This window comes from Glutamicibacter sp. (assembly GCF_035257265.1).
Taxonomy (GTDB): domain Bacteria; phylum Actinomycetota; class Actinomycetes; order Actinomycetales; family Micrococcaceae; genus Glutamicibacter.
In genome coordinates, this window is the sequence record NZ_DATEXC010000018.1 from 105,386 (window position 1) to 127,494 (window position 22,109).

Here is a 22,109-nt window from a genome sequence, read left to right on the forward strand (position 1 = left end):
CTACAGCGCCGCCAGCGAATCCTTAATCGCCTTGCGGATGCGCTTCTCGCTGACCGAATACGCGGTACCCAGCTCTTGGGCGAACAGCGAGATGCGCATTTCTTCGAGCATCCACTTCACCTCGCGCAGCCCCGCCGGAGTGCGAGCTCCCTCGGGGACTTCAGCCAGCGCGGCGTCGTAGTCATCCTCCAATTTCTGGATCACCATCAAGCCGTGCCCGTCCCTGGTCACCGCCCCGGAGGTGAGCTTGGCCAGACGGGATTCGATGCCCTGTAAATACCGCGGCAAGCGCATCAGATGCCCGGCCCCGGTCGCGGCGATGAACCCCGGGTAAATGAGCTGTTCCAGCTGCGAGCGAATGTCGCTGACCGCGGCAAACATCGCCAATGACTTAGTGGTCTTCAGCGCGGTGTGCACCCGGGTTGCGGAGCCGAACACCTTGGAAATGACCGCGGTGATCGCAAAAATTGTGTCGATTTGCTCGGCGCGTACCGCTTCAAACAACTTCTCAAAACCGGCACGATCCATCGGCAGCACCTCGGGGACCAGCTTGTCCACCGCCGCCATGGTGCAATCGGCGATCAGTTCATCGATCGAACCATGCGGGTTCTGGCTGAAGGCCAGCCGCTCGGCATTATTCAGATGCCCGCTGACAAACTTCGAGGCGGCCGGCAGGCGCAGCATCAGCAAGCGGATAATTCCGGTCCGATGCGCGCTGCCGCGTTCGGCGGCGCTGCGGTAAACGCCCAGGCTCACATCCTTGCCGGTATCCACCAACCCCGGATAAGCGGTAATTTCCTGGCCCATCACGGTGGTGGTGACCTTTGCGGGCAGTACGTCCGCCTGCGTGTGCAGCGTCGGCCAGGCGGTCAGCCCATGCTGATCCCACTGGCCGGAAGAACCGGAAGATCCGGAAGATCCGGAAGCTGCCGGGGCCTGCGGCCCCTTCGCGTTGTTGGTGCCCTGAACCGGCTTCGCACCCTGAGCATTTTTGCTCTTCGCGCCAGCTTTACCGGCAGCACCGGTTTTGCCAGCCGCCGGGGGTGCCGGTGCAGCGGAACCAGGGGAGTTGACCCCACTGGCCAACGCCGCCCGGTTCGCCGCCGCCAGCTTGTACTGCAACGCGGCCAAGTCATCGCCGCGGCCAAGCACCGTACCGGCAGAGTCAACCACCTCAAAGCCGAAGCGCAGGTGCGCCGGAAGCGTCGAAAAATCAAACACCTCCGGGTCCACCACAATGCCGCCCAAACGGCGCAGCACCAGTGCCAAGGATTGGGCCAAATCATCGCTGGCCGGGTCAAAATCGGTGTCAAGCATGGCAAGCGCACGGCCGGCCACGTCGGGAGCCGGAACAAAGTTCTTGCGAATCGCCTTGGGCATCGAACGAATCAACGCGGTGATCAGTTCGTGGCGCAGCCCCGGAATCAGCCAGCTGAATCGCGCCGGATCCAACTGGTTTAAGAACACCACCGGAACCTGCAGGGAGACGCCGTCACCCTCGGGCCCGGTAGCCGCCGGGTTGTACTCATAATTCAGCGGCAGCGCGATGGAACCGTGGGACCAGGTGCGTGGGAACGCGGTCTCATCAAGCTGATCCGCGTCGGAGGCGAGTACCGCCGCCGGATCAAAGTCCAGGAGCCCAGGATCGGCGGCCGAGGCGCGCTTAAACCAACGATCAAAGTGCCGCTCGGAGACCACATTTTCGCCCAGCCGCGAGTCGTAGAAGTCGAAGAGGTCCTCATCGGAAATGCGCAGGTCATGACGGCGCATCCGGGTTTCGAGCTCTTCAACTTCGGCCAGCACCGCGCGGTTGCGGGCGAAGAACTTGTGGTGGGTGCGCCAATCGCCCTCCACCAGGGCATGGCGGATAAACAGTTCGCGGGCCAGCGGCTGATCCACCCGCCAGTAATGCATGCGGCGCTTGGCCACGATCGGCAGGCCGAAGAGCGTGACCTTCTCGTAGCCCATCACCGAGCCCATTTTTTTGGACCAGTGCGGCTCCGAATAGCTGTGCTTGAGCAGATTCGGGGCGAGCTCCTCCACCCATGCCGGGTCGATCGCCGCCGCGGTGCGCGCCCACAGCCGCGAGGTTTCCACCAGTTCGGCGGCCATCACCCAGGTCGGCGACTTCTTAAACAATGCGGACCCGGGAAAAATCGCGAAGCGCCCGCCACGCGCCCCCTGGTAATCACGTTTGCGTTCATCATAGAGCCCGATGTGCCCCAGCAACCCAGCCAGCAGCGACTTGTGGACCTGGTCCTCGTTCGCCGCCGGGTCGATCGGTGCGGCGGCCACGGTAATCTGCAGCGACTTGGACAGCTGGCGAAGCTGGGTGAACAGATCCTGCCATTCGCGCACCCGCAGGTAGTTAATGTATTCGGACTTGCACAGCCGGCGAAACGCCGAGGAGGACAGCTCTGTTTGCTGCTCCTGGAGATACGCCCAGAGGTTCAGCAGCCCGATGAAGTCCGACTTTTCGTCGGCGAAGCGCTTATGCAGCAGCGCTGCTTTTTCGCGCTGCCCGGTGTCTTCGCTGGGCCGTTCGCGCGGATCCTGGATGCTCAGCGCCGCGGCCAGCACCATCAGTTCCTTAGCCACGCCACGGTTCGCGGATTCCAAAATCATCCGGCCCAGCCGGACATCGAGCGGAAGCAGCGCAAGTTTGCGTCCGATATCGGTCACCACCGCGCGCTTGTCTTCACTCAGCGCTCCGAGTTCGCGCAGCAGATTTACCCCGTCGGAGATCGCCCGCGCGTCCGGCGGCTGCACAAAACCGAAGTGCGAGACCTCGGCGGCGGTGGCCACCACACCCATCGAAATCATTTGCAGGATGACACTTGCCAGCGAGGTGCGCAGAATCTCCGGGTCGGTGAATTCCGGGCGCGAATCGTAGTCCGCCTCGGAGTACAGCCTGATCGCGATGCCCTCCGAGACACGCCCGCAACGCCCCGAACGCTGATTGGCGCTGGCCTGGGAGACGCGTTCGATCGGCAGGCGCTGCACCTTAGTGCGGTGGCTGTAGCGCGAGATGCGCGCGGTGCCGGTGTCGATCACATACTTAATGCCGGGCACCGTCAGCGAGGTTTCGGCCACGTTCGTCGCCAGAATAATGCGCGGTGCGGCCCCCGGGTGGAAGACCGCATGCTGTTCGGCCAGCGAAAGCCGGGCGAACAACGGCAGCACCTCGTAGCGCGGCAACCGTTTGTTCGCCGCCACCAGCGCACGCAGCGCGTCGGCGGCATCGCGGATTTCACGCTCCCCGGAGAAGAAGATCAGGATATCTCCGGGCGCCTCGCTTGCCAGCTCACGCACCGCGTCGGTGACCGCGTCCAGCGGATCCCGGTCATCTTCAAGCGAATCAGCGTCCTCGTCGGATAAATCCTCGGTGGATGCTTCCAGCGGGCGGTAGCGGATTTCGACGGGGAAGGTACGCCCGGAAACCTCGATGATCGGCGCCGGGTCAACCTCACCGGAGGGTAAGCGGGTGCCAAAGTGCGTAGCAAATCGTTCCGGGTCGATGGTCGCGGAGGTGATGATGAGTTTAAAGTCCGGCCGCTTGGGCAGAATCTCTTTCAGGTAGCCGAGCAGAAAGTCGATGTTCAGGCTGCGTTCGTGCGCCTCGTCGATGATGATCGCGGAATATTTTTTGAGCAGCTTGTCGCGCTGAATTTCGGCCAGCAGGATGCCGTCGGTCATCACCTTCAGCTGCGTCCGGCGGGAGACTTCGCCGGTGAAACGTACGTGGAAGCCCACCTCGTCGCCGATCTTGGTGCCTAGTTCCTCGGCGATGCGCTCGGCCACGGTGCGTGCGGCGAGCCGGCGCGGTTGGGTGTGCCCGATCATGCCCCGCTGTGCCAGCCCGAGTTCCAGCAGCATTTTGGGCAGCTGCGTGGTTTTACCGGACCCGGTCTCACCGGCGATGATCACCACCTGGTTCGCGCGGATCGTCTCGATGATGTCCTCGCGACGCGCGGATACCGGAAGGGTTTCGGGATAAGAAATGCTGATGGCCATGATGAGCCCATTCTATGGCCCGGGGCTGCGCATCGCCGACTTCGGGCGATGATCCGCGTGCGAGAGAGGCACTCGCGGGATAAAGCGTTGATTTGTGTCACATCTTAGGCACTGTCAATTTTTCATTCCGTCCACTGTCTGGCCGTCAGCTTCGGGAATGAAGATACGGATTTGTCTCCGGATCGGCGCTAATCGTGCAGTTGTGCGCGTTAGCGGCCGGTTGTGGGGTTAAACGTCTTTACTCACCTCGGGTTTGAAGCCTAGGTGAGGTCGTTCACATGTAAGATCGTGGGTAATCACCTGCACGTGGTTCGGGTAGTTCCCGCTCCGGTTCGTCGTCGCTGACGGGTTGGGAACCGAATCGGCCGGGCATGGGGACATCACTCGCATATGGGAACTTGTTGAAAGGAACACCATGAAGAGCTTCACCGCTTTGAAACTTGTTGCACTTGCCGCCTCCGGCGCGCTGGCACTGACCGCTTGCGGCAGCAGCACCGGGGATGAAACCTCATCCAACGGCGGCGCCGCTGCGGAAGGTCCGGTCAAGATCGGCACCATCCAGTACGTTTCGCACCCCTCGCTGGATGCTGTCACCAAGGGCTTCAAAAAGGGTATGGAAGAAGCTGGGTACACCGGGGACAAGATTTCCTACGACGACAACAACGCCCAGGGTGACCAGGCCACCAACGCCTCGATCGTAGGCAAGCTCGCCTCAGATTCAGACATCGATCTGGTCCTCGCGATCGCCACCCCATCGGCCCAGGCTGCGGCTCAGTCAATCACCAGCATTCCGGTACTTTTCTCCGCCGTCACCGATCCGGTGGATGCGAAGCTGGTAGCGTCCAACGAGGCGCCGGGCGCCAATGTCACCGGCACCTCGGACAAGAACCCGGTCAAGGAGCAGCTCGAACTGCTCAAGCAGATCTCCCCAGACGCCAAGAAGGTCGGCATCGTGTACTCCTCGGGCGAAGCGAACTCCGCCGTCCAGGTCCAGTGGGCCAAGGATGCAGCCGCAGAGCTGGGCCTGAGCATCGAAGAGTCGGCAATCTCCGCTCCCTCGGAAGTGCAGCAGGCCGCCAACTCGCTCGACGTTGACGCATTTTATGTACCCACCGACAACGCCGTAGTTTCCGCGCTCGAAGGCCTGCTGCAGACCGCGCAGAACAAGAAGATCCCGGTCATCGCCGCCGATGGTGATTCGGTCAAGCGTGGCGCTACCGCCACCTTCGGCATCAACTACGAGAAGCTCGGCGTGCAGACCGCGAAGATGGCTGACAAGATCCTCAAGGGTGAAGCCAAACCTGCCACCATGCCGGTTGAGACGTTAACCGAGGTTGACCTGTACCTCAACGACACCGCAGCGAAGAAGATCGGACTTGAATTCCCAGCGGAGCTCAAGGACAAGGCGATCGAAACCTACTAAGGGTTTAGCACTACCCACCACCAAAGGAGGCGAGGCGCGAGATTTTAACGCCTCGCCTTCGTCGTGACCTATGAACTTTCTTACCACTCAAGGATCCACACATGATCACAGCGGTTGAACTCGGGCTGATTTACGCGTTGATGGCGCTCGGGGTATATCTGACGTTCCGCATTCTCGACTTCCCGGACCTTACCGTCGACGGCAGCTTCACCACCGGTGCCGCGGTCGCCGCGGTAGGCATCGTGAACGGAATGAATCCGTGGCTGGCCACCGCGCTGGCCTTCCTCGCCGGCATGGTCGCCGGGGCGATCACCGGTCTGCTGCACACCAAGGGCAAGATCGACGGCCTGCTCGCCGGTATTCTGACGATGATCGCGCTGTATTCGATCAACCTGCGCATTATGGGCAAGGCCAATACGCCGCTGCTGGGCGAGGACACGCTGATCAGCCCGCTGCGCGCGGCCGGAATTCTCGGCTCTGCCACCTCGGTGCTGATCCTCTTCGCCGTCGCGCTGCTCTTTGTGGCCGCGATCGTCTGGTTCCTGCACACCGAGATGGGCATGGCGATGCGCGCTACCGGCGATAACCACGAGATGATCCGCTCCTTCGGGGTCTCCACCGACAACCAGAAGATCCTCGGTTTGGCACTGTCTAACGGTTTTGTGGCGCTGTCCGGCGCGGTGATCGCCCAGTACCAGGGCTTCGCCGATGTGGGCATGGGCATCGGTGTGATCCTCATTGGCCTGGCCTCGGTGATCGTCGGACAGGCAATCTTCACCCAGCGCTACATTTGGCTAGCCGCGGTGGCCGTTGTCTTCGGCGCGGTCATCTACCGTCTGGTCATCCAGTTTGCGCTGGTCGCCGGCCTGGAGGTCAACGACATGAAGCTGATTTCCGCGGTGCTGGTGGTCGTTGCGCTGCTGCTTCCCAAGTGGAAGGGCTTCCAGAAAATTATGAAAAACTTCAAACGCAAGGACTCGGACGCCGAACCGATCTCCGAAGAGGTGCGCAGCAATGCTTGAAATTAAGAACCTGTCACGGACCTTCTTCCCCGGAACGGTCAACGAGCGCAAGGCGCTGCGCGATATCAACCTCTCGTTGGGCTCCGGCGAATTTGTCACCGTCATCGGCTCCAACGGCGCCGGAAAATCCACGGTGCTGAACATGGTCGCCGGCAAACTGTACCCGGACACCGGATCGGTGACCGTCGACGGTAAAAACGTCACCCGAATGGCCGATTACCGCCGCGCAAAGTACATCGGCCGGGTCTTCCAGGATCCGATGGCCGGCACCGCGCCGACGATGAGCATCGAAGAGAATATGGCGCTGGCCCACGCCCGCGGCCGATTCCGCGGGCTGAGCATGGGGGTGAGCGCCAAGCGCCGCGAGCTGTTTGTCGAAGAGCTCAAATCCTTGGAGCTCGGCCTGGAAAACCGGCTGAAAACCAAGGTGGGCCTGCTCTCCGGCGGTCAGCGCCAGGCGCTGAGCCTGCTGATGGCTACCTTCTCGAAACCGAAAATCCTGCTGCTCGACGAGCACACCGCGGCGCTTGATCCGCAGCGTGCGGCGCTGGTGTCCCGGTTGACCAATGAGATCGTGCAACGCCACCGGCTCACCACGCTGATGGTCACCCACAATATGGAGCAGGCGCTCGCGCTGGGCACCCGGTTGATAATGATGCACGATGGGCAGATCATTCTGGATCTGGATCAGGAGGCGAAGTCCGAGATGACCGTTAAGGGTCTGCTGGGGGAGTTCGAGAAGATCAAGGGCGCGCAGCTCGATGACCGCACGATGCTTCAGTAGTTCCGCGGGGGCAGCTTAGACTGTGCCATGCTGCTAGCCGCCGGTGTTCCCTTCGTTTTGACGGGGTCCACCGGCGGCTTGCTGCGTTAACCAGCGGAGCTTTGGCCTGCGGGCAGCGCACCGTACTACTGTTGAAGCCGAATGCCGAATGCCGAATGCCGAATGCTGAATGCCGACGACGGAACCGCTGGACCGCGATGCGTAAGGCAGGCCAAGCAGTCGAGCAGATCAAGCAGATGAGCAGATCAAGCAGGGGAGCGGCGAGGACAGATGGCACGCACACAGATTCCGGTCATCGGGTTAACCGGGTATTTAGGCGCAGGGAAAACCACGCTGCTCAACCATTTGCTGCGCACTCCGGGCGCGCGGATCGGCGTGGTGGTCAACGACTTCGGGGTGATCAACGTCGACGCGGGGCTGATCACCGGGCAGGTGGATGCCGCCGAGTCGATCGCCGGCGGCTGCGTATGCTGTCTGGATGACTCCGGGGGACTGGACCAGGCGCTGGCCACGCTCGCGGCCCCTCGGCTGCGCCTGGATGCGATCATTATCGAGGCCAGCGGGGTGGCCGAACCCTTGGCTCTGAGCCGGCTGATCCGTTTCAGCCAGGCAAAAAATGTACGCCCCGGCGGGCTGATCGAGGTAGTGGACGCGGCGAACTACTTTGACACGGTGGACACCCTTGAGCAACCGCCTGCGCGTTTTGAAGCCGCCTCGCTGGTGGTGCTGAACAAGATCGACCTGCTTGAGGGCAGCGAAGAAGACCGCGAAGCTGCGCTGGCGCGCATTGCGCAGCGGATCGCGCTGCGTAACCGGCAGGTGCCGCTGGTGCGGGCGCAGCGTGGGGCGATCGACCCGGATCTGGTCTTTGATGTGGCCTTGGCGCAAGAACCCCGAAGATCAGCTGCCGCTGGGCGCACTGCTGCGTGCCGACCATGGATCGCATACTCACCAGCATGCGGCGGCGGTCACCGTGGCCGCGCCGGAGCCGATTTCCCCGAGCGCGCTGATAGATCTGCTCGAACGCCCGCCATTCGGGGTGTACCGGCTGAAGGGAATGGTGGCGGTAGTTACCGCGCGCGGCGCAAAGTGGTGGGCAGTGAATCTCACCGGCCGGCAGATCCATGTGGCCAGCTATCGCGGAAGCGGCCAACCGGGGCTGGTGGCTATCGGTGTGCGGATCGACGAACCGGCGGTGCGTGCGGCGCTGGAAACGGCGGTGCAACCGCACCAGGCGGCAGATGCGGCGGGACTGCGCAGGCTGCAACGCCACGCGCGGCTCAGCGCCTAACGCAGCCGGGCAGCCGGGCGGGAGGGCAGGAGGGCAGCCGGGCGCAGGGCGGTGAGATCGTGCGCCGGAAAGAGGTAAAGAAAAAGGTTCCGCAGTGACTGCGGAACCTTTTTGCTGGTGCCCCTGAAAGGAATCGAACCTTCGGCCTTCTGCTCCGGAGGCAGACGCTCTATCCACTGAGCTACAGAGGCGTGTTGCTGAGCAACAGGAAAAATACTATCAGGTGACCGCGGCATCTGCGCAATCCATCTGGGCCGCACGCGGAGATCAAATGCCTAGAGCATCACAAGCGGTTATGTCATGAATGCCTAAGATGTGCACGAAAAACCGCTATTCTTGTACGGTGACTCCTGAAGAACTCTCCGCTGCCATATCCGCATGCCTTTCGCAGGCCGTAGCCGCCGGCGAAATCGCCGTCGAAGTACCGAAGACCGTCCGCGTCGAGCGGCCCAAAAGCCGTGAGCACGGCGACTGGTCCACGAACATCGCGCTGCAACTGGGCAAGAAAGCGTCCATGGCACCGCGTGACTTCGCGGCCATGCTGGTGCGCCGGCTTTCCGAGGTTGCAGGCATCGGCGGCGTGGAGATCGCCGGGCCTGGCTTCCTGAATATCACCCTTGATACCGCCGCGGCCGGCGAGCTGGCCCGCACCATTGTGCAGGCGGGGGACAGCTTCGGCCACAACCAGGCGCTGACCGGCCACGTGGTGAACATGGAATTTGTCTCCGCCAACCCGACCGGACCGCTGCACATCGGCCACACCCGCTGGGCGGCGCTGGGCGATGCGATCGCCCGCGTACTTCGCGCTTCCGGCGCCCAGGTCAGCAGCGAGTACTACATCAACGATGCCGGCAACCAGATGAACGTGTTTGCGCGTTCGGTCTACAACCGCATGCACGGCCTGCCGGTTCCCGAGGGCGGCTACCCGGGCGAGTACATCAAGGAGCTGGCGGACATCGTGCTGGCCCAGGCCCCGGAGCTTGCCGATCAGGACGAAGAAACCGCGCTGCCAAAACTACGCGAGCTTGCCTACACCGCGCAGCTGGCGGACATTAAGTCCACGCTGGCAGACTTCGGCGTGAACTTCGACGTCTTCTTCTCCGAAAGCACCTTGCACGATGGCGGAGCGGTGGCCGACGCGGTGGCACGCTTGCGCGAGCAGGGCCACATCTTCGACCTTGAGGGCGCGGTCTGGCTGCGCACCACCGACTTCGGCGATGACAAGGACCGGGTGCTGATCCGCGCGAATGGTGAACCGACCTACTTCGCCGCCGACGCCGCCTACTACCTGTCCAAGAAGGATCGCGGCTTCAGCGAAAAGATCTACCTGCTGGGCGCCGATCACCACGGCTATGTGAACCGGCTCAAGGCCATCGCCGCGTGTGCGGGGGATGACAAGGATCAGAACATCGAGGTGCTGATCGGGCAATTGATCAGCGTCAATGGCGCGAAGCTGTCCAAGCGCGCCGGCAACATCATCGAGCTGCGCGATCTGATCAACTGGATCGGCGCGGACGCGCTGCGTTATTCGCTGGCGCGCTACCCGGCCGATTCGCCGATTGCACTGGACCCGGAACAGTTGAAGAAGAACACCAACGACAACCCGGTCTTCTACGTGCAGTACGCTCATGCGCGCTCTTTCGGCGCCTCGGTGAACGCACAGGCCAAGGGCGTCACCCGCGGATCCTTCGATGCCTCGCTGCTCACCGATCCGAGCGAAAACGAGTTGCTGGCGGTGCTCGGCCAGTTCCCTTCGGTGGTTGCCGGCGCCGCGCAATCACGCGAACCGCACCGCATCGCCCGCTACCTCGAACAGGTCGCAGGCGCCTATCACTCCTGGTATGCCGCAACCCGCGTCACCCCGCTGGGCGACGGACCGGTCCAGGAAGTGCATCACACCCGGTTGTGGCTCAACGACGCCACCACCCAGGTTCTGGCCAACGGACTGACACTGCTGGGCGTCTCTGCGCCCGAGAGGATGTAATTTTATGACCGCTTCACCGCTGGCTCCGGCCTGGCTCTCTTTCCCGACCGACGTCAACGCCTTGCGCGAGATCCAGTGGGCCGCCGGGGTTTCCCGGGGTGCTGCCGGTGAGCTTGCGGTCCAGGGGCTGGGCGTGAGCGCGCTCGCCAAAGAATTTGGGACCCCGCTCTTTGTGCTGGACGAAGATGACTTCGCCGCGCGCGCCCTGGGGTTTAAGACCGCGTTCGACGCAGCCTTCAAAGAGCTGTGCGGGGGAGTTGACGTGTACTACGCCGGCAAGGCGTTCTTGTGCACCTCCGTGGCCCGCACCGTGATCAACCAGGGATTGCGCCTGGACACCTGTTCGGGCGGCGAACTTGCGGTGGCCGCGGCCGCCGGGGTGCCGGGGGCCAAGCTCTCGCTGCACGGCAATAACAAGTCGGCCCCAGAGATCACCCGTGCGCTGAATATGGGGGTGGGACGCATCGTGATCGACTCGCTCGACGAGTTGGAACGCGTGATTCTCATCTCCAGCGACCTCGGCGTGAGCGCACAGGTGATGCTGCGGCTGACCCCCGGGGTGCACGCCTCCACCCATGAGGCGATCGCCACCGCGCACGAGGACCAGAAGTTCGGGCTCTCCATCCAGCCCGGCGCCACCGGCACCTCGCCGGCCTTGCAGGCGATCGCCCGCGCCATCGAAGCGCCAAGTATCAACCTGCTGGGTTTGCACGCGCATATTGGTTCGCAGATTTTTGAGTCCGACGGTTTTGCGATCGTCGCCCGCACCATGCTGGGCATCCTCGCCCAGGTGCGTGAAATCCATGAGGTGAGCCTGCCCGAGCTGGACCTAGGCGGCGGTTACGGCATCGCCTACACCGAGGCTGACACCCCATCCACTCCGGCGATTCTTGCCGGGCAGATGGCAGAAGTGGTGGCGGCCACCTGCAAGGAGCTGGACCTGGATTGCCCGCGCATCTCCATCGAGCCCGGACGTGCGATCGCCGGCCCCTCGACCTTCACCCTGTACGAGGTGGGTGTGCGCAAGGACGTCAACGTCGAAGACGGTTCCGGGTCCACAAGCCCGCGGCGCTATGTGTCGGTGGACGGCGGGATGAGCGACAACGCCCGCCCGGTGCTCTACGACGCGGATTATTCGGCGGTGCTGGCCAATCGTATGACGGCAAACGACGCAATTATTTCTCGCGTAGTTGGGAAACACTGCGAGTCAGGTGACATAGTCGTGAAAGACGTTTACCTGCCCGACGACGTAGCCGCCCAGGATTTACTGGCGGTTCCGGGCACCGGGGCCTATTGCTGGGCGCTGTCCAGCAACTACAACTATCTGACCCGTCCGGCGGTAGTTGCGGTAGCCGGAGGATCAGCCCGTTTGATCGTGCGCAGGGAAACCGAATCCGATTTGTTGGCCCGTGACATGGGAGTTTAAGTGAGCGGTGAAAAAAGCCTGAAGGTCGCACTACTAGGTTGCGGCACGGTGGGTGCCCAGGTGGCACGAATCCTGATCGAGGACGGCGGCGCGCTGGCGGCCCGCAGCGGCGCCAGCTTGGAACTGGCCGGGATTGCCGTGCGCAACCTGGACGCCAAGCGTGATGTGCAGCTCGATGCCAAGCTCTTCACGCTCGACGCCGAGGCGCTGATCGATTCCGCCGACGTAGTCATCGAACTGCTCGGCGGGATGGAACCAGCCGGGGCGTATATCGAACGTGCGCTGGCCCGCGGGGCGAGCGTGATCACCGGTAATAAGGCGTTGATCGCCGCCCGCGGGGCACAGCTGAACGCCGTGGCCGCATCCACCGGCGCGCAGCTGCGCTACGAGGCAGCGGTGGCCGGCGCCATTCCGATCCTGCGTCCGATCGCCGACTCGCTGGCCGGTGACCACATTAACAAGGTCATGGGCATCGTCAACGGCACCACGAACTTCATCCTCGACGCGATGGATTCCACCGGCGCGGCCTTTGACGACGTGCTCGCCGAGGCGCAGGCGCTCGGTTATGCCGAGGCCGATCCTACCGCCGACGTGGGCGGGCTCGACGCCGCCGCGAAGGCAGCAATCCTCGCCTCGCTGGCCTTCCACACCACCGTCTCCTCGGATCAGGTGCACACCGAAGGCATTACCGAGGTTTCGGCCGCCGACGTGACAGCCGCCGCCGCCGCCGGATACGTCATCAAACTTCTGGCGATCGCAGAAAAGCTCGAGGCGGGCATTTCGGTGCGCGTATACCCGTCGCTGATCAAACGGGATCACCCGCTGGCCTCCGTACGCGGCGCGTTCAACGCGGTGTTTGTGGAGGCAGAAAACGCTGGCGACCTGATGTTCTATGGCGCCGGCGCCGGTGGAAACCCGACCGCCAGCGCGGTCATGGGCGACGTGGTCGCGGTGGCGCGGCAGCTGGCCGCCGGGGCTCCCTTGCCCCATGGCTCGGCCGATACCGCGGCGAAGCTGATCGATTTTTCCGCCATCAGCACCCGCTACTGGATCGGATTGACCGTTTTTGACGAGCCCGGTGTGCTCGCCCGGATCGCCGCGATTTTTGGCGAACACGGGGTCTCAATCGAATCCATGAACCAGCAGGCTGCGCTCGGCGACGGTCCGGCCGCGCTGCGTATCCTCACCCACCAGGGCACCGAAGCCGCCCTGGCCTCCACCGTCGCGGCGCTCAAGGCGCTGGACGCGGTGGACACCGTACTATCCGTAATGCGAGTTGAAGGAAACTAACATGGCTCATCAGTGGCGTGGAGTCATCCGCGAATATGCCGACCGCCTGCCGGTCGATGAGAACACCCAAGTGGTCACGCTCGGCGAAGGCGGCACCCCGTTAGTCTTCGCCCCGGCGTTGTCCAAGCTCACCGGGTCCGAGGTGTACCTCAAGGTCGAAGGGATGAACCCCACCGGTTCTTTCAAAGACCGCGGGATGACGATGGCGATGACCGCCGCGGTGGCCGCCGGCGCGAAGGCAGTAGTCTGCGCATCCACCGGTAACACCTCGGCCTCCGCCGCCGCCTACGCCACCCAGGCCGGGCTCAAATGCGCGGTGCTGGTCCCGGAGGGCAAGATCTCCATGGGCAAAATGTCCCAGGCGATCGCCCATGGTGCGGACATCATCCAGATCGACGGCAACTTCGATAACTGCCTGGACGTCGCGCGCAAGCTCAGCGAAAGCTACCCGGTGTTCCTGGTGAACTCGGTGAATCCGGCACGCATCGAAGGACAGAAGACCGGCGCCTTTGAGGTGGTCGACTTCCTCGGCGACGCCCCGGATTACCACGTGCTTCCGGTGGGCAACGCCGGCAATATCACCGCCTACTGGAAGGGCTACAAGGAGTACGCGGCGCCCTACACCAACCAGGCCGGGCAGGTGCTCGATGCGGTCTCCAGCAAAACCCCGATCATGTGGGGCTTCCAGGCCGCCGGGGCCGCCCCGATCGTCCTGGGCCACCCGGTCACCGAGCCGGATACCATCGCTACCGCCATCCGCATCGGCAACCCGGCCTCCTGGGAACAGGCAGAGGCCGCGCGCGATGAATCCGGCGGCCTGATCGACTCGGTCACCGACGAACAGATCCTCGCCGCACACCGCTGGCTCTCGGCACGTGAAGGCGTGTTTGTGGAACCTGGTTCCGCCGCCGGCGTGGCAGGGCTGATCAAGCACCACGCGGCGGGCAACGTCCCGGCCGGCAAGAAGATCGTGATTACGGTCACCGGCCACGGCCTGAAGGACCCGAACTGGGCCCTGCAGAATGCCGACGGCAGCACCGTAGAACCAACCAAGGTCGGCTTCGACGTGGTGGAAGTTGCCACCGCCTTGGGCCTGTCCTAACCACTGAGCAGCGGCCCGTCGTGTCCTTGAAGGGTGCGGCGGGCCGAGTACTGCCACCGGCATTTTCTCCCAAGCGCTAGCGCGCGAACCCCGAAGGAATCATGACGCAGCAGATCGCCCTGGGCCAGCAGATCATCGTGGCCCCACCGGCCACCAGTGCAAACCTCGGACCGGGTTTTGACTCCCTCGGTCTGGCCCTGGAATACCGCGACCGGCTCACCATCCGCACCGCGGCGCACAGCAGCGTCACGCTGCACGGCGAGGGCGCGGACTCCTTGCCTACCGATGAATCGCACCTGATCATCGCGCAGATCCATAATTACTGGAAGGCGCGCGGTTTTGCACCGGTGGGCATTGAACTGCACGCGGAGAACAACATCGCTCATGCCCGCGGGATGGGTTCTTCCGCCGCCGCGATCGTCGCCGCCTTTGCCGCCGCCGACGCGCTGCTGCCGGCGGCAGCCCAAGGCGGGATCAACGCGATTTTCCAGGCGGCCGCCGCTTGGGAAGGCCACCCGGATAATGTGGCGCCGGCGGTGTTCGGGGGATTGAGCATTTCCACCACCAACACTGATGGAAGCTTCAGCTCCGTGCAGGTTCCGTTGCATCGCGCGGTGCGCGCGGTGCTCGCGGTGCCTTCCAACGGGTTGTCTACCGAAGCCGCGCGTGGGGTGCTGCCCGCACAGATCGAACATGCAAAGGCCGCCGCAAACTCTGCCAGTGCCGCCTTGCTGATTCACGCGCTGAGCAATGACCCGGCGGTGCTTTTGGCCGGTACCCGTGACTACCTGCACCAGGATTACCGGGCGGTGGCGATGCCGCAAAGCGCCGCGCTGCTGGAGGCTTTGCGCGGAAAATCTCTGGCCGCGGTGATTTCTGGTGCCGGGCCGACGGTGCTGACCTTGGTCGCCGATGAGGCCGGCGTGCAGGCCGCACGCGCGGTGATCGAGTCCTTCGCCACAACTTCTTCGGTGCAATGGGACATCAAAGTGCCTGCGCTGGCATCGAACGGTGTTACAGTAGAAGTGCTGTAACACTCAAGGCAGACCGGATTGCTAAGCGCACTGCGCTGTAGCGAATCCACTTGGCCAGTGTTGACCGGAGGAAACGCGGGTTCCGCAATTCTCTTCGTCCAGCCCTTCCGGATCTTTTCTGCAGTTCACAGCACCCTTGATACCCCTTTTTTGTGCACGCTTGTGCCCGGAGGTATCTACCGATTAAGTCCAGTGTTCGCCTCAGGCATTCTATGTGCCGTGAGCGGCGTGGACGGTGTCACCACCACTGTTTACCGGCGGTGGCACCTCATATAAACGGCACAGTGGGTTTGTTTGAACCAGCCCATCCTACGAGTCAGAAGGAACTTTCGTGACCGAAACCACAAGCCTCAACGAAGGCGTGGACACCAAGACTTCCGAAACCAAGAGCGCCGGCCTGGCCTCTTTGAAGATGACCCAGCTCCAGCAGCTGGCCTCCCAGCTCGGCATCACCGGCGGCTCGCGCATGCGCAAAGCCGACCTGGTGAAGTCCATTGGCGATCATCAGCGTGGCGGTTCCATTGCCGCGAAGGACGCAGCGAAGGAATCGGCTAAGACCGCTTCGGCACCTGCTGCCCAGCAGGCCGAAACCGCACAGGCCCCGGCGCAGTCCGAGACCAAGGCACCGGCTAAGGCCACCCGCGGCCGCCGTGCGCCGAAGGCAGCCGAAGCACCAGCAGCAACCGAAAACGTTGCCGCAACCGAGGCGCCGGCGCCAGCAGCCGAGCAGGCCGAAAAGCCTGTGCGTGCACGCCGCACCTCGCGCCGCGTGACCGATTCGGGCAAGATCAACGCTCCGGCATCGGCCGAAAACCCGGAAACCGCTCAGGCACCGCAGGCGCCTCAGGCCCAGCAGACCGAGCAGGCTGAAGCCGAGCCGGTCCGCGCCACCCGCCAGCGTCGTAATCCACGCGCCAAGGTTGCACAGCCAGAAACCAGCGAAAGCACCGGCTCGGAGGCCCAAGCCCCAGCTGAGCAGGGTGCATCGAACGGTGCTGCCGAGACCGAACAGTCCGGCGAGGCACGCGATGAACGCCGCGAACGCGGCAACCGCCGCGATCGCAACTCGAACCGCCGTGAGCGCAATAACGACCGCAACAACGATCGTTCTAACGACCGCAATGCTGAGCGTAACGACGAGCAGGGCGGCCAGGATTCCGAGGATCGCTCCAACGATCGAAATGATCGCCGTGAGCGCTCTAACGAGCGCCGCGAGCGTAATAACGACCGGAACAACGACCGTAATGCTGAGCGTAACGACGAGCAGGGCGGCCAGGATTCCGAGGACCGCTCCAACGATCGAAATGATCGCCGTGAGCGCTCCAACGAGCGCCGCGAGCGTAATAACGACCGGAACAACGATCGCAACGATGAGCAGGGCGGCCAGGATTCCGAGGACCGCTCCAACGATCGCAACGACCGTAATGCAGAGCGCACCGAGCGTAACCGCAACCGCCGCGATCGCAACCGCAACGACCGTAACGACCGTAACGACCGTAACGATCGCAACGATCGCAACGATCGAAACAACCGCAACCGCCGCAACCGCCGCGATGATCTCGACGAGCCGCAGCTGAGCGAAGACGATGTCTTGCTGCCAGTGGCAGGCATCCTGGACGTGCTGGAGAACTACGCTTTTGTGCGCACCTCCGGCTACCTGCCAGGTACCAACGATATCTATGTGACCCTGGGCCAGGTGAAGAAGTACAACCTGCGCAAGGGCGATGCGATCGTCGGCGCCGTGCGTGCACCGCGCGATGGTGAAACTCCTAACCCGCGCCAGAAGTTCAACGCCCTGGTGCAGTTGACCTCGGTGAACGGCAAAAAGCCTGAAGACAACATGGAACGCGTCGAGTTCAACAAGCTCGTTCCGCTGTACCCGACCGAGCGTCTGCGCCTGGAAACCGATCCGAAGCTGGTCGGTCCTCGTGTGATCGACCTGGTCGCTCCGATCGGCAAGGGCCAGCGCGGTCTGATCGTCTCGCCTCCGAAGGCCGGTAAGACGATGATCCTGCAGGCTATCGCGAACGCGATCACGGTCAATAACCCAGAGGTGCACCTGATGATGGTGCTCGTGGACGAACGTCCCGAGGAAGTCACCGACATGCAGCGCACGGTCAAGGGTGAGGTTATTGCCTCCACCTTCGACCGTCCGGCCGATGACCACACCACCGTCGCGGAGCTCGCCATCGAGCGTGCCAAGCGCCTGGTGGAAATGGGCATGGACGTGGTGGTTCTGCTGGATTCGATGACCCGCCTGGGCCGTGCCTACAACCTCGCAGCCCCAGCCTCCGGACGTATCCTGTCCGGTGGTGTGGATTCGGCCGCGCTGTACCCGCCGAAGCGTTTCTTCGGTGCCGCGCGCAATATCGAAAACGGCGGCTCGCTGACCATCTTGGCTACCGCACTGGTAGAGACCGGGTCCAAGATGGACGAGGTCATCTTCGAGGAGTTCAAGGGCACCGGCAACATGGAGCTGCGCCTCTCGCGCAAGCTCGCCGACAAGCGCATCTTCCCAGCGGTCGACGTCAACGAGTCGAGCACGCGCCGTGAAGAACAGCTGATGAGCGCCGAAGAGGTGCGCATCATGTGGCGTCTGCGCCGGATGCTCTCGGGCATCGAACCACAGCAGGCACTGGAAGTACTCACCGGAAAGATCCGTGAGACCGGATCGAACGCTGAATTCTTGATGCTGGTCAACAAGACCACCCCGACCAAGGATTAGCACCGCTGACCGCCATGGCGTTCAGGCAGTTGGCATTCACGCCGACCGCCTGGACGCCATCGGCGCGTCACACCACTTAGACTTTGACTTAGAGTCCGCGACACACGATCCGTGAGCCGGGCACCGCAGAACAGGAAGAACAGCGATTATGTTTGAATCCGTCAAGACGCTACTTCAGGAGCACGCCGCGATTCAGGCGGAGCTCTCAGACCCAGCGGTTTACGCCGACCAGGCTAAGGCCCGCAAGCTCGGCCGGCGCTCGGCGCAGCTCAACGGTATCGTCGACGCATATAACCGCTGGAAGTCGGCGACCGAAGATCTGGAAACCGCCCAGGAAATGGCCGACGAGGACCCGGATTTCGCCGAGGAGGTCGCGAGCCTGCAGGTCACCTTGCCGGAGCTGGAGGAAAAGCTGCGCCGCCTGCTGATCCCTCGTGACCCTAACGACGCGCGCGACGTGATCCTTGAGGTCAAGGGCGGGGAAGGCGGCGACGAGGCGGCACTCTTCGCCGCGGACCTGCTGCGCATGTACACCCGCTTCGCCGAGCACAAGGGCTGGAAGGTGGAGATGATCTCCTTCAACGAGTCCGATCTGGGCGGCTACAAGGACGCCCAGGTGGCGATCAAGGGCAAGTCCAATGATCCGGCCGAGGGAGTCTACGCGCAGCTGAAGTTCGAGGGCGGCGTGCACCGCGTGCAGCGCGTACCGCAGACCGAGTCCCAGGGCCGCATCCATACCTCGGCCGCCGGCGTGCTGGTGCTGCCCGAGGTGGACGAGCCCGAAGAGGTCGACATCCACGCGAACGATCTGAAGGTTGACGTCTACCGTTCCTCGGGTCCTGGCGGGCAGTCCGTGAACACCACCGACTCCGCAGTGCGCCTGACTCACTTGCCTACCGGCATCGTGGTGGCCATGCAGAACGAAAAGTCGCAGATCCAGAACCGTGAAGCGGCGATGCGTGTGCTGCGCTCGCGGTTGCTGGCCCACCAGCAGGCCATCATCGACGAAGAGAACTCCGCCGTGCGTGCCAGCCAGATCCGCACCATGGACCGTTCCGAGCGCATCCGCACCTACAACTACCCGGAAAACCGCATCGCCGATCACCGCACCGGTTACAAGGCCTACAACCTTGACGCGGTGATGGACGGCGAATTGGCGCCGGTCATCGAATCCTGCATCCAGATGGATGAAGAAGAGCGCCTCGCAGCGCTGGGCGAGCAGTAAGCGCCAGCGAATTCCTGTGGAGCAACTGAATACCGCCCGGCGCACCGCCGCCGCGCAGCTGCGCGACGCGGCGGTGCCCTCGCCAGGCGTTGACGCGGACCTGCTGCTGAGTTTTGTGACCGGCGACAGCCGTGCAGAGCTCAAACTGCGCGAACTGCGCGGTGAGAGCCTCACCCAGGAGCAGTACGCACAATATCTGGAGCTTGTGAACCGCCGGGCGCAGCGTATTCCCCTGCAGCACCTGACCGGTGAAGCGCATTTCCGCTACCTGACACTGAAAGTTGGCCCCGGGGTCTTCTCTCCGCGCCCGGAAACCGAAACCGTGGTGCAGGTCGGACTGGATTTCATCGGCGATGTACAAGGTTCACGCTGTGTAGATTTGTGTTCTGGTTCCGGGGCGATCGCCGCGGCGCTGGCCACAGAACTTGATTCGGCGCAGGTGTGGGCGGTGGAGCTGTCCGACGAAGCCATCGGCTACACCCGCGCAAATTGCGAACCCCATGGGGTGAGCGTGCTGCATCAGGACGCCTCGGCGCTACCGGCGCAGCTGCACGGCAGCATCGACCTGGTGATCTCCAACCCGCCCTACATTCCGCCTCACGCGGTGCCACGCGAACAAGAGGTCCGCGAGCATGACCCGCAGATGGCGCTGTACGGTCTGGGCGAGGACGGGCTGCAGATCCCGCGGCTGGTCTCCGCAGAAGCCAAACGCCTGCTGCGCACCGGGGGACTGTACGTGATGGAACACGCCGAGGTGCAGGCAGCAAGCGCCGCGGCGATGCTGCTCGACCTCGGATTCACTCAGGTTACCGGACATCTTGACCTCAGCGGTCGTCCGCGGGCCACCAGCGCCCTGGCCCCGCTGGCCCAATAACCGTTCAACGCATGAAAGAATAAACCCGTGAGCACAACATACTTGGTTAGCACCGAAGCACAGCGCGAGGCAGCGATCGCCGCAGCAAAAGCCACCCTGGGCCAGAAGCGTTGCATCGTGCTGCCCACCGATACCGTGTATGGGATCGGCGCCGACGCGTTCAGCCCCCAGGGTGTCGCAATGCTGATGGCGGCCAAGGGGCGCTCACGGAATATGCCACCTCCGGTGCTGATCGCCCAGATCGCCACCATGGATGGGCTGGCCCGCGACATCCCCGATGACGCGCGTAAACTTGCCGACGCTTTCTGGCCCGGTGGACTGACCCTGATCCTGCCCGCTCAGCCCTCGCTGACCTGGGATCTGGGGGAGACCCGCGGCACCGTCGCGCTGCGTGTACCGAACGATGAAACCGCGCTGGAACTTCTGCGTGCCACCGGACCGCTGGCGGTCTCCTCGGCGAACCGCACCGGTCAGCCGGCGGCCACCACCGTAGAGGAGGCCATCGCACAATTGGGTGACAGCGTTGAGGTGTACCTTGACGGGGGATCGCGTGCCACCGGAGAAGCGGACACCACCTTGCCTTCGACCATCGTCGATGCCACCGGGGACACCCTAGTCGTAGTGCGTGCCGGAGCTATCGACATCGATGAACTGCGCGTGGTTGTCCCCAATATCCTCCCCGCGGAACCTGACACGCCGAATCAGGACGTATGAGAAGCTACGTCGTACTGATCGCGTTTAGCTTCGCGACCTCATTTTTGCTCACCCCGATCATCCGTTCGGTGGGAGAACGTTTTATCCGCGGACAGCTGGTGCGCGAGCGCGATCAGCACCAGGCTCCGATCGTAAAATTTGGCGGCCTGGGCATCATGATCGCCTTCGGCGCGGGACTGTGGCTGGCCGGCCAACTGAGTTTCTTCTCCGGGGTGTTTGAGAACTCGGATCCCATCCGCGGTGTGGGGATCGCGCTGATCCTGATCGCGGTGCTCGGGCTCTGGGATGATGTGGGAGATCTGCGCTGGTACTACAAGGCCGCCGGCCAGGTGGTGATCGGCATCGTGATCGCCACCCATGGGCTGGTGATCCGTTCCTTGCCCGTGGGCACCTGGCGGATCGAAGAACCGTGGGTACAAGGCGCGCTCACGGTCTTTCTGGTGGTGCTGACCATGAACGCCATCAATTTCTCCGACGGGCTCGACGGGCTCGCCGCCGGGCTCGCAGCCATCGGCGCGGCCACCTTCTTTATCTACTCCTACATCCTTGCTACCCATGTAAGTGCCGATGACTACGCCAATGTCGGTGCGCTTCTTTGCGCATTGTTACTCGGCGCTTGTTTGGGATTCTTGCCACATAATTTTAACCCCGCGAATATTTTCATGGGGGAGACCGGAGTACTGACCATCGGGCTGGTCCTGTCGGTTTCTGCAATTGCCGTGACCGGGGACGTGCAGGGTCTGGACGCGCACCGCTTCCGCAACGTACCGGCCTATATGCCGATGGTGTTGCCGATGGTGATCGTCTTCTTGCCGGTGCTCGATCTGAGCTTGTCGGTGGTGCGCCGATTGCTGAATAAACGCTCGCCGTTCTCACCTGACTCTAAGCACATCCACCACCGGATGCTTTCCCAAGGCCATTCGGTGCGTAAAAGTGTGGTGTTGCTCTACGTTTGGGCCGCTTTGGTTGCAGCCACGGTGGTTTCAATTGCGTTCATCCCGCTTGCGGTGCTGATCCCGATCATTGTCATTCTGGTCATCGGCGCCGCTTTGCTGACCTGGTGGCCGTTGGTATCGGTTCGTTTTGGGAATCTGCGACGCAGGCTTGGCAAATAATTCCGAAGCAATCAGTTTCTATCTCGTGTAGAATTCATTATGGATCATCTCCCAAGTGGTTTTATACTGCGCGGGGGTAATGAGTT

The 22,109-nt window shown here is 63.0% G+C and carries 15 protein-coding genes, 1 tRNA gene and 1 pseudogene; 15 read left to right on the top strand and 2 right to left on the bottom strand.

Annotated features, from left to right (window positions below; translation table 11 throughout):
* The gene (gene hrpA / locus VJ369_RS03530) at nucleotides 1-4,014 is read right to left on the bottom strand and encodes an ATP-dependent RNA helicase HrpA (protein WP_324090756.1); all 4,014 of its coding nucleotides are present in this window, start codon (nucleotides 4,012-4,014) and stop codon (nucleotides 1-3) included.
* A gap of 415 nt (nucleotides 4,015-4,429) precedes the next feature.
* Between hrpA and VJ369_RS03535 the strand changes: the two genes are divergently transcribed.
* From VJ369_RS03535 to VJ369_RS03555, 5 genes and pseudogenes are all read left to right on the top strand, one after another.
* A complete protein-coding gene (locus VJ369_RS03535) occupies nucleotides 4,430-5,437 on the top strand; it encodes an ABC transporter substrate-binding protein (protein ID WP_324090757.1) in 1,008 nt (335 codons plus the stop codon).
* Nucleotides 5,438-5,538: 101 nt separating this feature from the next.
* Nucleotides 5,539-6,459: an ABC transporter permease gene (locus tag VJ369_RS03540; RefSeq protein ID WP_324090758.1), complete on the top strand. Its 921-nt coding sequence runs from the start codon at nucleotides 5,539-5,541 to the stop codon at nucleotides 6,457-6,459.
* A complete protein-coding gene (locus tag VJ369_RS03545; RefSeq protein WP_324090759.1) occupies nucleotides 6,452-7,243 on the top strand; it encodes an ABC transporter ATP-binding protein in 792 nt (263 codons plus the stop codon). The genes VJ369_RS03540 and VJ369_RS03545 overlap by 8 nt, the downstream gene beginning before the upstream one ends.
* 270 nt (nucleotides 7,244-7,513) lie before the next feature.
* Nucleotides 7,514-7,960 (top strand): annotated as a pseudogene (locus tag VJ369_RS03550) (CobW family GTP-binding protein); the annotation flags it as partial.
* Between the two features lie 154 nt (nucleotides 7,961-8,114).
* Nucleotides 8,115-8,534 carry a GTP-binding protein gene (locus VJ369_RS03555; protein WP_324090784.1) on the top strand — a complete coding sequence of 140 codons (420 nt, stop codon included), beginning with the start codon at nucleotides 8,115-8,117 and terminating at the stop codon, nucleotides 8,532-8,534.
* A gap of 115 nt (nucleotides 8,535-8,649) precedes the next feature.
* Here the strand turns inward: VJ369_RS03555 and VJ369_RS03560 are convergent.
* Nucleotides 8,650-8,725 (bottom strand) — tRNA-Arg (locus VJ369_RS03560).
* Nucleotides 8,726-8,877: 152 nt separating this feature from the next.
* On the opposite strand from VJ369_RS03560, the gene argS reads away from it, so the two are divergent.
* The 10 genes from argS (at nucleotide 8,878) to VJ369_RS03610 (ending at nucleotide 22,023) form a co-directional block, all read left to right on the top strand.
* Nucleotides 8,878-10,518, top strand: coding sequence for an arginine--tRNA ligase (gene argS / locus VJ369_RS03565; RefSeq protein WP_324090785.1), 1,641 nt, complete (start codon nucleotides 8,878-8,880; stop codon nucleotides 10,516-10,518).
* A 4-nt stretch (nucleotides 10,519-10,522) separates the two neighbouring features.
* Nucleotides 10,523-11,944: a diaminopimelate decarboxylase gene (gene lysA, locus VJ369_RS03570; RefSeq protein ID WP_324090760.1), complete on the top strand. Its 1,422-nt coding sequence runs from the start codon at nucleotides 10,523-10,525 to the stop codon at nucleotides 11,942-11,944.
* Nucleotides 11,945-13,234, top strand: coding sequence for a homoserine dehydrogenase (locus VJ369_RS03575; RefSeq protein WP_324090761.1), 1,290 nt, complete (start codon nucleotides 11,945-11,947; stop codon nucleotides 13,232-13,234).
* A 1-nt stretch (nucleotide 13,235) separates the two neighbouring features.
* Nucleotides 13,236-14,336 carry a threonine synthase gene (gene thrC, locus VJ369_RS03580; RefSeq protein ID WP_324090762.1) on the top strand — a complete coding sequence of 367 codons (1,101 nt, stop codon included), beginning with the start codon at nucleotides 13,236-13,238 and terminating at the stop codon, nucleotides 14,334-14,336.
* 101 nt (nucleotides 14,337-14,437) lie between these two features.
* The gene (thrB, locus tag VJ369_RS03585) at nucleotides 14,438-15,370 is read left to right on the top strand and encodes a homoserine kinase (RefSeq protein WP_324090763.1); all 933 of its coding nucleotides are present in this window, start codon (nucleotides 14,438-14,440) and stop codon (nucleotides 15,368-15,370) included.
* A 331-nt stretch (nucleotides 15,371-15,701) separates the two neighbouring features.
* On the top strand, nucleotides 15,702-18,095 hold the full coding sequence (gene rho / locus VJ369_RS03590; RefSeq protein WP_324090764.1) for a transcription termination factor Rho: 2,394 nt from the start codon (nucleotides 15,702-15,704) through the stop codon (nucleotides 18,093-18,095).
* Between the two features lie 148 nt (nucleotides 18,096-18,243).
* A complete protein-coding gene (gene prfA, locus VJ369_RS03595) occupies nucleotides 18,244-19,320 on the top strand; it encodes a peptide chain release factor 1 (RefSeq protein WP_096256434.1) in 1,077 nt (358 codons plus the stop codon).
* Nucleotides 19,283-20,194, top strand: a complete 912-nt coding sequence (gene prmC / locus VJ369_RS03600) for a peptide chain release factor N(5)-glutamine methyltransferase (protein ID WP_324090765.1) — start codon at nucleotides 19,283-19,285, stop codon at nucleotides 20,192-20,194. Before prfA ends, prmC begins: the two co-directional genes overlap by 38 nt.
* 27 nt (nucleotides 20,195-20,221) lie before the next feature.
* On the top strand, nucleotides 20,222-20,908 hold the full coding sequence (locus VJ369_RS03605; RefSeq protein ID WP_324090766.1) for an L-threonylcarbamoyladenylate synthase: 687 nt from the start codon (nucleotides 20,222-20,224) through the stop codon (nucleotides 20,906-20,908).
* Nucleotides 20,905-22,023 (top strand): MraY family glycosyltransferase, encoded by a 1,119-nt coding sequence (locus tag VJ369_RS03610; RefSeq protein WP_324090767.1) that lies wholly within the window; start codon nucleotides 20,905-20,907, stop codon nucleotides 22,021-22,023. The genes VJ369_RS03605 and VJ369_RS03610 overlap by 4 nt, the downstream gene beginning before the upstream one ends.
* Nucleotides 22,024-22,109 lie beyond the last annotated feature (86 nt).

Excerpts from the sequence above, each read along its gene's own strand:
- prmC (WP_324090765.1), top strand. The coding sequence starts at position 19,283 with ATGAAGAAGAGCGCCTCGCAGCGCTGGGCGAGCAGTAAGCGCCAGCGA.
- prfA (WP_096256434.1), top strand. The coding sequence starts at position 18,244 with ATGTTTGAATCCGTCAAGACGCTACTTCAGGAGCACGCCGCGATTCAG.
- hrpA (WP_324090756.1), bottom strand. The coding sequence starts at position 4,014 with ATGGCCATCAGCATTTCTTATCCCGAAACCCTTCCGGTATCCGCGCGT.
- VJ369_RS03555 (WP_324090784.1), top strand. The coding sequence starts at position 8,115 with ATGTGGCCTTGGCGCAAGAACCCCGAAGATCAGCTGCCGCTGGGCGCA.
- lysA (WP_324090760.1), top strand. The coding sequence starts at position 10,523 with ATGACCGCTTCACCGCTGGCTCCGGCCTGGCTCTCTTTCCCGACCGAC.
- VJ369_RS03540 (WP_324090758.1), top strand. The coding sequence starts at position 5,539 with ATGATCACAGCGGTTGAACTCGGGCTGATTTACGCGTTGATGGCGCTC.
- VJ369_RS03545 (WP_324090759.1), top strand. The coding sequence starts at position 6,452 with ATGCTTGAAATTAAGAACCTGTCACGGACCTTCTTCCCCGGAACGGTC.
- VJ369_RS03610 (WP_324090767.1), top strand. The coding sequence starts at position 20,905 with ATGAGAAGCTACGTCGTACTGATCGCGTTTAGCTTCGCGACCTCATTT.
- VJ369_RS03535 (WP_324090757.1), top strand. The coding sequence starts at position 4,430 with ATGAAGAGCTTCACCGCTTTGAAACTTGTTGCACTTGCCGCCTCCGGC.
- thrB (WP_324090763.1), top strand. The coding sequence starts at position 14,438 with ATGACGCAGCAGATCGCCCTGGGCCAGCAGATCATCGTGGCCCCACCG.
- thrC (WP_324090762.1), top strand. The coding sequence starts at position 13,236 with ATGGCTCATCAGTGGCGTGGAGTCATCCGCGAATATGCCGACCGCCTG.